Annotated in this window: 9 protein-coding genes; 3 read left to right on the forward strand and 6 right to left on the reverse strand. The window is 43.1% G+C overall.

Features of this window, described 5'->3' with window-relative positions; translation table 11 throughout:
* The 6 genes from CL181_RS11570 to CL181_RS11595 all read right to left on the reverse strand — a co-directional run bounded on the left by CL181_RS11570 (position 1) and on the right by CL181_RS11595 (position 8,986).
* On the reverse strand, positions 1 to 1,350 hold the full coding sequence (locus CL181_RS11570) for a B12-binding domain-containing radical SAM protein (protein WP_097299466.1): 1,350 nt from the start codon (positions 1,348 to 1,350) through the stop codon (positions 1 to 3).
* Positions 1,334 to 5,542, reverse strand: a complete 4,209-nt coding sequence (locus CL181_RS11575) for an FG-GAP-like repeat-containing protein (RefSeq protein WP_097299467.1) — start codon at positions 5,540 to 5,542, stop codon at positions 1,334 to 1,336. Before CL181_RS11575 ends, CL181_RS11570 begins: the two co-directional genes overlap by 17 nt.
* Positions 5,539 to 6,477 carry a hypothetical protein gene (locus tag CL181_RS11580; protein WP_097299468.1) on the reverse strand — a complete coding sequence of 313 codons (939 nt, stop codon included), beginning with the start codon at positions 6,475 to 6,477 and terminating at the stop codon, positions 5,539 to 5,541. The genes CL181_RS11575 and CL181_RS11580 overlap by 4 nt, the downstream gene beginning before the upstream one ends.
* A gap of 56 nt (positions 6,478 to 6,533) precedes the next feature.
* On the reverse strand, positions 6,534 to 7,817 hold the full coding sequence (locus CL181_RS11585; RefSeq protein WP_176505191.1) for a zinc ribbon domain-containing protein: 1,284 nt from the start codon (positions 7,815 to 7,817) through the stop codon (positions 6,534 to 6,536).
* A gap of 315 nt (positions 7,818 to 8,132) precedes the next feature.
* Complete coding sequence (locus tag CL181_RS11590; RefSeq protein ID WP_097299470.1) at positions 8,133 to 8,561, reverse strand: glycine cleavage system protein H; 429 nt, start codon at positions 8,559 to 8,561, stop codon at positions 8,133 to 8,135.
* 44 nt (positions 8,562 to 8,605) lie between these two features.
* The gene (locus tag CL181_RS11595) at positions 8,606 to 8,986 is read right to left on the reverse strand and encodes a glycine cleavage system protein H (protein ID WP_176505192.1); all 381 of its coding nucleotides are present in this window, start codon (positions 8,984 to 8,986) and stop codon (positions 8,606 to 8,608) included.
* Between the two features lie 197 nt (positions 8,987 to 9,183).
* Between CL181_RS11595 and CL181_RS11600 the strand changes: the two genes are divergently transcribed.
* The 3 genes from CL181_RS11600 to CL181_RS11610 all read left to right on the forward strand — a co-directional run bounded on the left by CL181_RS11600 (position 9,184) and on the right by CL181_RS11610 (position 12,749).
* Entirely contained in the window at positions 9,184 to 10,311 is a 1,128-nt protein-coding gene (locus tag CL181_RS11600) for an isocitrate/isopropylmalate dehydrogenase family protein (RefSeq protein WP_097299472.1), read from the forward strand.
* A 167-nt stretch (positions 10,312 to 10,478) separates the two neighbouring features.
* Complete coding sequence (locus tag CL181_RS11605) at positions 10,479 to 11,165, forward strand: fibrillarin-like rRNA/tRNA 2'-O-methyltransferase (RefSeq protein ID WP_097299473.1); 687 nt, start codon at positions 10,479 to 10,481, stop codon at positions 11,163 to 11,165.
* Positions 11,166 to 11,240: 75 nt separating this feature from the next.
* On the forward strand, positions 11,241 to 12,749 hold the full coding sequence (locus CL181_RS11610) for a serine--tRNA ligase (RefSeq protein ID WP_097299474.1): 1,509 nt from the start codon (positions 11,241 to 11,243) through the stop codon (positions 12,747 to 12,749).
* Positions 12,750 to 12,821: the final 72 nt, after the last annotated feature.

The following is a 12,821-nucleotide window of genomic DNA, read 5'->3' on the forward strand; positions in this document are numbered from 1 at the left end:
CTACCGAAGCATTTTGAACATATTATCAGTGACAGCCTCAAATCCGTCAGCCAGCCTGGCGTACCCGTTTTTCCTGAGCTTGTGCTGCACTATGCCCTTAAAGATCGCAAACCGCAGTTTTACCTGCGAGAAATCTCCCCTGAACATCAGGAGATTATGCCCCGCCATTTTCCACTCATCGCGTGTTAGCCTGTCTTCAAGCTTCTTGTAAAGCCCTGTGCCGGGAAGGGGATATGGTAATGTGTAGGACAGGTAATCCGAGGGCAGGCGCGTGGAGAAACGAATCGTCCTGAGTATGGTTTCTTCGGTCTCGCCAGGGTAGCCTACCATGAAAAATGTTCCCACTTCAATTCCCGCTTTCTTTGCCATCATTACCGCATTTTGCGCTTCTGTGACCGTAAATCTTTTGTTAAGCATACTTAAGACCCCGTTGTCACCGGATTCTATTCCAAATAAAACTCTGGCACATCCTGCCTCGCGCATATTCTTGAAAAGCTCGAAGTCTACATTATCCACCCTGCAGAGACAGTCCCATGTGAACACAAGCCTGCGCCTTTTTATCTCATTACAGAGTTTCATAATCCTTTCCTTATTGAGCGTAAAAACGTCATCCGAGAACCACACCCGGCCGTAGCCCAGCTCCAGCACTTCCTCTACCTCCCCGATAACATCCTGGAAACTCCTTTCCCTGTAGTGGTTCCCGAACACGGGACGTGCGCAGTAGTCGCAGTTATATGGGCATCCTCTTGTCGTAATAACAGGCGTGCAGGAATAGCCAAACTTTTTTTCCCAGTATTTCATGTATTTCCGGTTCTCAAACAAGTCACGGGCAGGATGGGGGATTGAATCGATGTTCTCTATATACTCCCTCAAGTCCATTTTCATTATTCCGCTGTCATCCATTAGCGCAATGCCCTTTATTCCGGCAAGTTCCTTCCCGGCAAGATGCCTCTTTACAAGCTCAAGCATGGTTTGCTCTCCCTCCCTCAAAACCACCACGTCAAAGTCTTCAAGGAATTTCCCGGGCTCTGATGTCGGGAATGGCCCTCCAGCGACAAGAAGAGGCTTATCCGGGCGATTTCCAAGAGCCCTTGCTACCTTGAGTGCATTATCTCTCATTGTGACCATGCAGTATATGCCCACCACGCCTGGCGAAAGCTCCTGGGCGCGTTTAATTAGTTCCTCAGGCAGCATGAAAGTCCCATCAAGTATGCTGACGCTTATCCCGCTCTCCCGAAGAACAGAAGCCAGGTATCCAAGTCCAAGCGGTGGGAAAAGCCAGAGCTTTCTCCACCCCGGCTCTCTGTGAAAGTAGGGATATATTAGAAGTACGTCAGTTCTTGAGCTCATAATAGTTCACCTCAGGGAAGCGGTATGATTGGTTACTATTCTCAAGACTGATATAATATTTCAATATTCCCTGCATCTGCGGCGCTATCATGCCAACATACATTCCTTGTGATAGTACCATTGGAGATGGGTGCCAGACGCCATCGTCCCCATAATAGTTGAGCTTTGGCCGTTCCGCCAAACCTGAAAAATTAGCAGCTAAAAATAAAACCCCGTATTCTTTTGAAACAGATATTCCGTAAAAGACCGGAGGGCCTTCTTCGATTTTTGGCGGCTTCATATGCTTTTTACGGTAAGAGCTTATGCCATCCACGCTCCAGGTATAGATGTTCTTGTCCCATGAACCTGCAACCACTTCCCCATTCCCGTTGTTATTCAGATGACCTATAGCAGCAGAGGCAAATATCTTCCCTCCTGTGTGTTTGGGAAATCCTGAAAGCACAGTCCCGTCTGCCTTGAATGAATAGACACTGCCGCTCCAGTCGCCCACAATTATCTCAAGCTGCCCGTCATTATCAAAATCTCCTGCTGATGGAGATGCCCAGAAATAATATCCGGTATATATCGGCCAGCCCTCCTTCAGAGCGCCGGTTGTATTGTATACATAGAGGGCATCTCCTGCAACAATGATCTCTGGTTTTCCATCGTGATCGATATCTGCCACCAGAGGCGAAGCCACTATATAGCTTCCGGTTTTGGCGGGAAACCCGGGAAGGGGCTCACCTCTATTGTTCCATGCATATACCATGTCTGAAGCCACTACTATATCCTGGCTTCCATCTCCGTCGATATCAATTATTCGCGGAGTTGCCCATATTGCATCCCCGGTCTTCAGGGGAAAGCCGGAAAGTTTGCTGCCATTGGTATGCCATGCATAAAGCTTTTCATCCCACGAGCCTGCTATTATCTCCGGATTCCCATCCCCGTCGAGGTCAGCAGCTACAGGAGAAGAGGAAACGAATCCCAGTGTCTCCTGAGGCCAGCCCGGTACCGTGGAGCCATTTAAATAAAAGGCGTAAACCATGCCGTCATCTGATCCGGTAACGACCTCAATCTCCCCATTTCCATCCATATCCACAATAAGTGGCTTTGAGAACACATCGCCATTCGTTGTCACGGGGAAACCGGATAAAGATGAACCGTTATACCACCAGGCATAGAGCCTGTTATCATCTGAGCCCACAAATATTATGGCTCCGCTCTTCGTGTAAGCGACGCTGGGGCTTGAGGCTATCAATCCCCAGGTCTTTGCCGGGAAACCTGGTAGTGGACTCCCATCTCTTTTCCAGACATAGAGCTTATCAGAGGCCGCTATGATCTCATTGTATCCATCCCCGTCGATATCAGCGAGAAGAGGCGAAGAAGTAATATAGCTTCCTGTACTTTTGAAAAATCCGTTAGAGAGCCTGTACACATAGACTTTTTTTGCCCCGTATCTTTGCTCCCAGCTATTCGGGTCAAGGACCATTTCAAGCCCGGAAGCATTCGCTCCATTTTCCATTCCCGGGAATAACCTTTCAAGCTCTCCAGGCGGTGATTCCACATATATTATGTACTCCACACCGTATTTCTCAAGGAACTTTATCCCATCATTCCTGCTTACATTTTTAAGAATTGAAGGACCGAAAAGATGAGAGGTTGCAAGCCCTGTGAAGTAAAGAGGAACCGGGGAATTGGAAATGACGCCATCGGCGCCAGTGCTGCCGACGAACTCGCCTGCCCTGATCATGGGCTGGTAAAGCGTATCCAGATTCGAGTAGAGGCTGAAATAAAAAGGAAGTGCTATGATCAGGGAGATCAGTGCAATGACTTGGAGATATTTGGTCTTTGAGAACTGTACTCCAGCAAAAATGCAAATAAGCGGTAATAAGAGGCTAAAATACCTGAAAGAACCTGTGATAAATCCTGAGGCTGTGGCAAAAAATAACAGCAAAATATAAACGAGTACAAAGGCGTAAAGACCGGCTTTTCTTATGTTTTTCCCTGCAAAGTAAAGACCCGCTGCATAGACAAGAGGCGATGAAATAAAAGAATACTCAAATATGCGTATGATGCGCCCTGTTATGTCTGCGTTAACCGCCCCCTTTCCAATTTCGAAACTCAGTACCTCTTGACTTTGCCCAATTATGCTTTCAGGAAAAAAACCATGAAATGCGATTGAGTAGGCCGACCACACAAGGATAAAAATTAACGACGGCGCGATAAGATACCACCTCTTTTCCCTTTTTCCATAGAACAGGAAAGGCAGGGATAACCAGACCTCGTATCTTGTCGCCGCGCTCAGAAGAAAGGTTAAGCCAGCTTTTTTTTCCTTATTCTGCTGCAGGAGATACACTGTCAGGAGAAAAAAGAAAACCGCCATCGGCTCTGCATAGGATGTGGAGGAAGTGATGATCTCAAAAGGGTTAAGGGCTAAAAAAGCGGCAGCAAGAAGACCAGCCTTCTCTGAGTGCCTCTTCGCTATCTTATATATAAGGTAGATCCCTCCAAGGGATAGCAGTATATTCATAAGCTTGAGCCAGAGTATATCCCTCCCTAACAGGAATATGACCCCTGAAGCCATGATATGGTATCCTGGCGGCCATTTTTCCAGGGCACCCGAAATCGGGTCGGTATTGACCCCGCTTGAAGCCAGGTTTGCAGAGATAAGCCAGTGCTGATAGGGATCTTCGGAAAGGTCGCCCATTGTTGCCCTGTAGAGCCTCAAAGCCAGCGCTGTAATAAGAATTAAGGCAATGGCTAATTTTGGATACAACGAGCGTGGAATGGAGTGTAGTACAGTAAGTCCGCTGACATAGAAGTAACCAATAACATAGAGAGCAAGAAAGGGGGCCAGGAAATAACTTCCATTTTTTAATGAAAAATAAAGCGCAATTAGAGCGTAGATACCAAGTCCTGCTTCTATGAACGTGATTATCGGAAAATTCACCCTGTATTTTTTCCCTTCCCATTCATCTGTATTTTTTTCGATCCCGAACTTTGGCGTGCGTTCAAATGTACTTTCACGCTTTAGCAGCGCTTCCACCACCGCCTTCGTATTGTTGGCAGAAATACCTGTTCCAAGGAATGTGAGGACAGGCAGATACTTCAAACGGCTTTTCCATCCTCCATATAAATCGCGCTGGGAGAGCGCATACATGGTTACCTGGCCAAGAGTGCCGATTGATAAAAAATTCAAATAAAAAAATGTCGTGAAGGTTGAACTTGCAAGAAAAATCAGGGGTAAGATAAGAAGCAAGAGAATTACCATCATTGGATGGACTGCATAGTAGGTGAGGTGCACTGATGCCTGGAATTTCTTAAAAACAGGGATATTTGCAGACCACACTTCAGGCAGTAATTTTTTTGCACACTGGATCGAGCCCTTAGCCCACCTGAACTGCTGGCGCTTGAATGCATTTATCTGCACAGGCACTTCTGCGGGGCAGACCACACCGTCCAGAAAGACAAGCCTCCATCCCCGGAGCTGCGCCCTGTAACTGAGATCAAGGTCTTCGGTGAGAGTATCGTCCTGCCATCCGCCCGCGTCTTTAATTGTAGTGTTGCGCCAGATGCCGGCCGTGCCGTTGAAGTTCAGGAAAAGCCCTGAACTGTACCTTGAATTCTGCTCTATCTGGAAATGCCCGTCAATTCCGATAGCTATCGCTTTTGTGAGAAGGGAATAGTCCTCATTGATATGCCCCCAGCGGGTTTGCACCATCCCGACTTTAGTATCTGAAAAATAGTGGATGGATTTCTTGAGAAAATCATTGTCAGGAAGGAAATCGGAATCAAAAACAGCGATGAACTCACCAGATGCGTAATTCAGGCCATTCCTGAGCGCTCCGGCCTTATACCCATCTCTGTTCGTTCGATGTATATGATTGATGTTACATCCCTTATTACGAAGTTCGCCAATGCATCGCTGTATAATGGCTGTAGTACCATCTGTGGAGTCGTCCAGTACCTGTATCTCAAGATTCCCCGCAGGGTAGTCCATCTGTGCAACTTTCCTGATGAGGCGCTCCACAACATAAAGTTCATTATAAACCGGAAGCTGGACAGTGACCATGGGGTAAAAGGGCAAGTTGGCTGGTTTTTCTCTCTTTTTTTTCCTGTTAAGATAAGTCAGGACAAAACAATTGCTCCCATATATGAAAAGAGTGAAAAGGACAATGATATACATAGCAATTATTATATCCAGCAATCTCATATCCTGTCACCAAATAGAGCATAAGGCTTTTGCATTTCTGTGACCCACCTGACGCGAGAAAGTGCTTCAGGGTTGTTCCTGCGTGAGAATTGCACATATCTCCAGAGGAGATAAGAAATTTCCCTGCACATTCTTTCTCCCAGATGCGAAAGAACCCGGTTTGAATAAATAAGCCGCAATACTCTTGCGATGGATGTTCTTCTTGTCTCTACTTCCTGTGATTTTTTATTGCATATCTGAGGGAAGAAGGTCTCCAGCCAGCTGTTCTTTTCCAGTATTTTCTTGTAGAAATCAAGGCCCATAATGGGCTTTTGCCTCAGGAGTTCATAGGCCATGTATTTGTCCTGACGCACAAAGGGAAAAGCTTCCTCATCCTCCCAGATGACGTTGATGCAGATGAGCTTGGGAAGAAAAGGAGTCCTTGATTTTCGCGCCAGGGATTTTTTCCTGTGTTTGACCGAATACTTAATGGAAAGAAGGATCCCCAGAAGATACGTTGTATACTTGCATCCATGCTCTGTGAAGATGTTAAAGTCGATGTCGTCCTCTTCGGAAAAACCCCCGGAAGCCATAGAACCGGTTATAGCAATGCACTTGATGAAAGGGCATAGCGAAGCATATTCAGTGGAAAAGAGCATAGCTTCTGCTTCGTATCTCTCCCTTATCACTCCATTGGAGAGAAGCTTCCTTCTGGTTTCAGAAAGAAGACCCTCACTTCCTTTCAAGCAATAGATGCCGTTCTGGTGCGATACCAAATGCATAGAAGAGAGAGTTTGCCTGACCTGCTCTTCATTTGACTCCCCATATATTAGCATCTTTGAGATATGATCCGGACACATTCCATACCCTCTCCTGTCAGCAAGATGCAGTGTAAGAAGAATTCTATCCGCAAGATTGCATTCTTTAAAATTTTCAGGAATGATTTTCCCACTCATAAAACCACATTTTATTGAATTAACAATTATCCTTTAAATGTTTTGTGTTGTGTGAGCTACTCCCCGGCTAAAAGCCGGGAGCTTCCTGATTCATAAACCGAACTTGCTCTGATGTATGGGATATTGTTCAAATATCTCAGGAACATCGAAGTATTGGCTTCAATTTCCACAGGCGTTAATTCGGTACGCACCGTACCTACTTGTTTTAATCCTTCATTTTCCATATTATCTGCTGAATTGTGATCTCTATCCAGGATATTATTACAATTCTTATTTTTGCAAATATAAACTCGTTCATCCAGAGCTATTTCCTGAATGTTTCCGCATTTCGAGCATGTTTTGGTTGATGGGAAATTCTTTGGTACTTCAATCAGAGTATGTACCTTTTTCTTAAGTGTGCTTATTATCCCTCCGATTGAAGTAGATAAGATTTTTCTTCCCCATATCCGTTGCCATGCTTTTAAACTCTCATCCTGAACGCATACAGTTTCATAATTGTTTTTCAGGAAGCTAACGACTTTGTTTTTAATATCTTCTTTGATATTGGTTGTTTTATCATATTCCTTATTGAGTTTGATTCTGGTCTTATTCCAATTCTTGCTATGGAGTTTCTGCTTGCTGAGTGTTCTTGCAATTCTCCGAAGTTTCGGACTGATCGGGATGGAATACTGGATTGCTATTCCCGTTCTTGAAAGCATTAATTGTCTATTAAGACCGAAATCTATTCCTACTGATTTGTTTGCATGTACTTGTTTTGTCTTTCCTTTTTCCTGATATGTCGTGATTGATAAATAATAATCACCATTTTTGTGAATCAAAGTACCATTAGCAATATCTGAATCAACAGGGATTTGCTTTAATCCAATTACTTTTAATTTCTGTTTGATTCCCTGTACACGAATATATTTTGTATTCAATATTTTATAGGTATTTCCATATTGTTTTAGCGGGATTGATTGAATCAAACTTTTATATTTCAATTTCCCGATTTTATATCCTTTCTTTTTTCGTTCTGCTAATCCTCTGATATTGTCCTGTGTCCTGCTGAGAATACTTTGCCTCATCTGTGCTGAAAGGCATTGCAAGTCACGGATTTCAAATATATCTTTGACTTTTACTGGAACTTGATGAACATTATCATCCATTCCAAAAATCTTATGTTGAGCTAGAATGTGATTATAGAACCATTTTGCTTCGATGAATAATCTGTTAAGGTGTGTTTTTGTTGCATTGTTGAGATGTGATTTGTCTAATTTGATTTCATAGACTTTGCAAGTCTGATTCTTTCGTTTTGCTCTTGTTGCTTTAAGGGTGGCTTTGATGGTTTCATTTTTATTCATATTCATGTCGAACCTTAACAATCTATATATGTGTTTAATCCTATATATTCGTTATGCCTAACCCTTAAAATCGAACCTTAACAATTCTTTTTTCGGGTTAGGTATCACACTTGCAAAGGGGCAATTCCTCTCCACGACTGAAGTCGGGAGCTTTCTTGCCCCTTTGAACCCTGATTGTAAGCTTTGCAGGTATAATCACAGAAGCGCAAGGCTCGATGGCAACTTTTCTTAAAGTTGCATTTATACTGCTAATTATCCGGGCTGTGGCCTATCTGGTTTTATACTTAAATAAAAAAAGAGAACAAAAGCTGTAATCTATTTTTTCTTCCGGTTCTCGATCTCTTTTTTAAGCCACGGACTTACATCAAGTCCATGAACAAGACTTTTCAGGTCATCCTTCAGGTTGCTGGGCTTTAATTTAATCAACCAGCCTTCTCCATATGGGTCTCCTTTTAAGAGATCAAGTTCATCCTCGATATTTTCATTTACTTCTATTACAGTACCGGAAACAGGCGTTAATAAGCCGCCCACCCATTTTGCTGATTCAAGCGATCCGAATGCTTCTCCTGCTTCGAATTCGTCATCATCAAGGGGAAGGTCAATAAATTCTATATTTCCTGCTGCTTTTGTTCCGAAGGCATCAAGACCAACTGTAACAGTACCATTGTCTTCAATCCTTGCCCATGTGTGATCTTTAGTATAATACAATTCTTCCGGAAGATTATGTCCCTCTATTTCAACCATTATTTTTCCTCTTTTGTTAGGTTATTACATTGTAATATATAAAGTTAATTACCAGCATATCGTTCTCGTTCTTTAGCGATCAGCCTGACATAATATCCTGTTGCTTCTTCAACTTTCATTACTTTGCTTTCATCAAATTTCCCTTTTACTTTCACGATCCACTCATTGTAAGGGTCACTATTGATAACATTCGGGTCATCCCAGAGCTTTTCATTTACTGATGTTATTTTCGTATCAAATGGAACTGATATCTGGGATACTGCCTTTATCGTTTCATATGCCACAAGCATGTCTCCTTTTTTGATTGATTCTCCTATTTCAGGAAGATCAATGTGTACGATTCCTTTGGATAATGATTGGCCGAGTTCGGTTATTCCTATGAGTATTTCCCCATTTTCAGGCTTCAGCCATACGTGATTTTTCATGTAGTACCGATCCTCCGGGAAATCAAACTCATATGCCTTCATATTGCCTAGAATCGAAAGAGATGTATAAAATACTTTTGCATGGATTTTTTATGATTCTTTAATGCTTCCGAAAGTCCGGTAGTTAATTTAATTACCTGACAGGGAATTCAGAGGGGAAAAATAAAATGAAATAAAATGAAATTTGAGGACAATAAATGACACAATACAAAATCCCTGTAATCCCCGGTGATGGTATCGGCCCGGAAATAATAAGAGAAGGACGAAAAGTCCTTGAAACTGCGGGTGAAAAATTCGGCTTTGATATTGAATGGATCGAATATCCGCATGGAGCCGACCATTATCTTGAAACAGGTGAGCTGATATCCGAAGATACGCTAAAAGATCTTTCAAAATACCAGGCGATCTATTTCGGGTCAATCGGAGATGAAAGGGTAAAGCCTGGAATACTTGAAAAAGGAATTCTCCTGAATATCAGGTTCTATTTTGATGAGTATGTAAACCTCCGTCCTGTGAAACTTCTTGAAGGAGTCTGGACCCCGTTGAAAGATAAAACTGCAAAGGATATTGACTTTGTAGTAGTGCGGGAAAATACCGAAGACTTCTATATCGGAATTGGCGGGCGTGCCAAAAAAGGGAAGAGCAAGAAAACACTTGAAGTTATAAGGAACATGTATAATGTAAAATTCGGCCTTGATATCACTTCAGATAGTGAAGAAATAGGCTACCAGCTTGGTCTTATCAGTAAAGAAGGCACACGCAGGGTGATCCGTTATGCATTTGAGATTGCAAAGAACAGGAATAAACATCTGTCTTCAGTGGATAAGGCGAATGTATTATCTGATATCTACGGTTTCTGGCGGGAAGAATTCACGTCAATAGCTTCCGGATACCCGCAGGTAAAAACGGATTTCAATTATGTGGATGCTGTAACCATGTGGTTTGTCAAGAATCCTGAGTTTTTCGATGTAGTTGTTTCACCAAATATGTTCGGTGACATAATAACAGATCTTGGCGCAATGATCCAGGGAGGTCTTGGACTTGCTCCAGGCGGGAACATTAATCCTGAAGGCACAAGCATGTTCGAACCCATCCATGGCAGCGCGCCAAAATACAAGGGACTGAACAAGGTTAATCCAATAGCGACCATCTGGGCAGGGGCGCTGCTTCTTGACCATCTGGGTGAAAAAGAGGCTTCCAGACAGATCGTGCAGGCTATCGAGAAAAATATTGTTAACAATAAAATAAAAACATACGATATGGGCGGCTCAAACACGACAACTGATGTCGGGGACGATATTGCGCGATTGCTTAAGGAAATATAAGTATAAGGTTTTGATATATGATAAAAACAACGAACTGAAACGAACACGAACGAACTCTGGCGCGTGAGTTCGTATCAGTTCGTATTTGTTCGTTGTTTTAAATTATCAGATGTTCTTTCAAAAGACTTAATGATCGATAAATTTTAAATCAAAAACAACCGCGATAAATGGAAACAATCGAATTAATCGGAACCGGGCTTGATAATTCTTTTATTGTTATTTCAGATGGTTCTAAAAGATTAATTACAAAAAATCTTGTTCCCGGAATAAGAGTTTATGATGAAAAACTCATCGATATTGAAAATGAAGAATATCGCATCTGGGACCCGTTTCGAAGCAAGCTTGCAGCCCTGGTATTAAAAGGTTCACCGATATCGTTAAGGAAAAATAACAGTGTTCTTTACCTTGGAGCGGCAAATGGAACGACTGTGAGCCATGTTTCAGATATCGTTTCCGGTGGCATTGTTTTTGCCGTAGAATTCTCGCCACGGGCAATGAAAGATCTCATTAATATCAGTGCTTCAAGGATGAACCTTGCACCCATACTGGCAGATGCAAAAAATCCGAAATCATATCAAAATATGGTTCCTGAAGTGGATATTATTTATCAGGATGTGGCTCAGAAAGATCAGGCCATGATCGCTATCAGGAATGCCCGGATGTATCTCAAAAAAGATGGTATCCTTGTTTTAATGATAAAGGCAAGAAGCATTGATTCAACAAGAGATCCAGGGGATGTGGCCGATCTGGAAGTGAAAAAACTGGAAGGAAAGTTTAAAGTAAAAGAATTGATGAATCTTGAACCGTATCATTCAGATCATTTTGCGGTAGTGGCGCAAAAAATGAAAGTTTAAATAACATCTAAATCGTATAAGAACCGATAAATCGTAATCAATATCTTCATATCAATAATTTATGGGACTGAAACTATGGAACCTTACTTTCACTTAAAAGGAAGCTATAAAACAAGTGCGGATGTGACAGCTGCCAGGGCAGAAGTTGAAAAATTCATTGAAGAGTCAAAAGCGACCATCCTCCAGAAGGGCGTTCCGGCCGGAAGGGGTGCTAAGATCATAAACTGGGAAATCCGTGATAACAGTATATTCTTTGATATCGAATCAGACAGGTACCTGCGCGCACATGACGCATTCATAAGGCTCAGGAAGCCTCTTGCTGGCGTTATTGGCAAGGCATATAAGATTGGCGTTAGAGGTGTTGATGTTGAAGAGTTCATTGTAAAAATGCCATCAAAGGAACCGCTGCACCAGCAAAAGATACCTTTTGTAAAATCAATTGAGTTTGAGGACGGGATGATCACTCTTTCACTTGAGGTAGGTGAAACGCAGCTTGAGAATAAGATCCCGGACAGGATAATTTCACTCATTGAAGATAAGATCGCAGCGCAAAGCTTTGGTGGAAAAACGGAGCACTGGAGCCTTCTCTGGGAAGGTCCGAAAAAGGAAATGACATTCAACGGTGATCCCACGGTTGAAGCGGAAAAGCGCGGCTGGATAAAGCGTGCCGCAGGCCGCGGGCAGTGGATACATGGCCCCCAGATGACACGGATTTTCAGGACTTTTGAACAAATTGTGCTTGAAGAAGTCATAAAACCCCTTGGCTATGTTGAAATGATCTTCCCCAAGCTTGTTCCATGGGACGTTTGGAAACATTCGGGGCATGCAAAGGGCGTATATCCGGAAATCTACTATGTTTGCCCTCCCAAAACAAGAGACCCTGCATTCTGGGAAGAAGTTATAGATAATTACAAAGTCACATTAGAAGTCCCCATTGATATGATCGCAGAGAAGATCGATAAACCCCTGGGCGGATTGTGTTATGCACAGTGCCCATCGTTCTGGCCTTTCATGCAGGGAAAAACGGTTTCGGATGAATCATTCCCTGTAAAGGTGTTTGACCGCTCAGGCACATCACACAGGTACGAGAGCGGCGGCATACACGGCATGGAAAGAGTGGATGAATTCCACAGGATCGAACTCCTGTTCATTGGCACTCCAGAACAGGTGCTTGAACATTCAAAGCAGATGCAGGAGTGCTATAAACATGTTTTTAATGATATCCTTGACCTTGAATGGAGAATGGCATGGGTAACACCATGGTTCATGGCACAGGAAGGACTCACAGGTCTTGCCGGACAAACAGGTGTAGGGACCATTGACTTTGAGGCGCCGCTTCCTTACCGGGGAAAGGATGGTGAATGGCTTGAGTTCCAGAACCTTAGCGTCAACGGAGATAAGTATACCAAAGGATTCAATGTAAAGCTGCAATCGGGAAAAGACGTATGGAGCGGCTGTTCAGGAATCGGGCTTGAGAGATGGGCAAGCACGTTCTTTGCCCAGAAAGGGTATGATGAAAAGAATTGGCCTGAGGTTTTCAGGGAAAAGGTAGGAGAGATGCCGAAGGGCATCAAGTTCATGTAAATGGTTAAAAATGCAAAAATAGAATCTGCGGGGATGAGTGTTTATCGCAGCAAAGAACTGACCTATATTTTG

This window comes from Candidatus Methanoperedens sp. BLZ2 (assembly GCF_002487355.1).
In the GTDB taxonomy this organism is placed as follows: domain Archaea; phylum Halobacteriota; class Methanosarcinia; order Methanosarcinales; family Methanoperedenaceae; genus Methanoperedens.

Bases quoted from the DNA above. Each gene is read 5' to 3' on its own strand.
- CL181_RS11570 (WP_097299466.1), bottom strand. From the start codon at position 1,350: ATGAGCTCAAGAACTGACGTACTTCTAATATATCCCTACTTTCACAGA.
- CL181_RS11575 (WP_097299467.1), bottom strand. From the start codon at position 5,542: ATGAGATTGCTGGATATAATAATTGCTATGTATATCATTGTCCTTTTC.
- CL181_RS11580 (WP_097299468.1), bottom strand. From the start codon at position 6,477: ATGAGTGGGAAAATCATTCCTGAAAATTTTAAAGAATGCAATCTTGCG.
- CL181_RS11585 (WP_176505191.1), bottom strand. From the start codon at position 7,817: ATGAATAAAAATGAAACCATCAAAGCCACCCTTAAAGCAACAAGAGCA.
- CL181_RS11590 (WP_097299470.1), bottom strand. From the start codon at position 8,561: ATGGTTGAAATAGAGGGACATAATCTTCCGGAAGAATTGTATTATACT.
- CL181_RS11595 (WP_176505192.1), bottom strand. From the start codon at position 8,986: ATGAAAAATCACGTATGGCTGAAGCCTGAAAATGGGGAAATACTCATA.
- CL181_RS11600 (WP_097299472.1), top strand. From the start codon at position 9,184: ATGACACAATACAAAATCCCTGTAATCCCCGGTGATGGTATCGGCCCG.
- CL181_RS11605 (WP_097299473.1), top strand. From the start codon at position 10,479: ATGGAAACAATCGAATTAATCGGAACCGGGCTTGATAATTCTTTTATT.
- CL181_RS11610 (WP_097299474.1), top strand. From the start codon at position 11,241: ATGGAACCTTACTTTCACTTAAAAGGAAGCTATAAAACAAGTGCGGAT.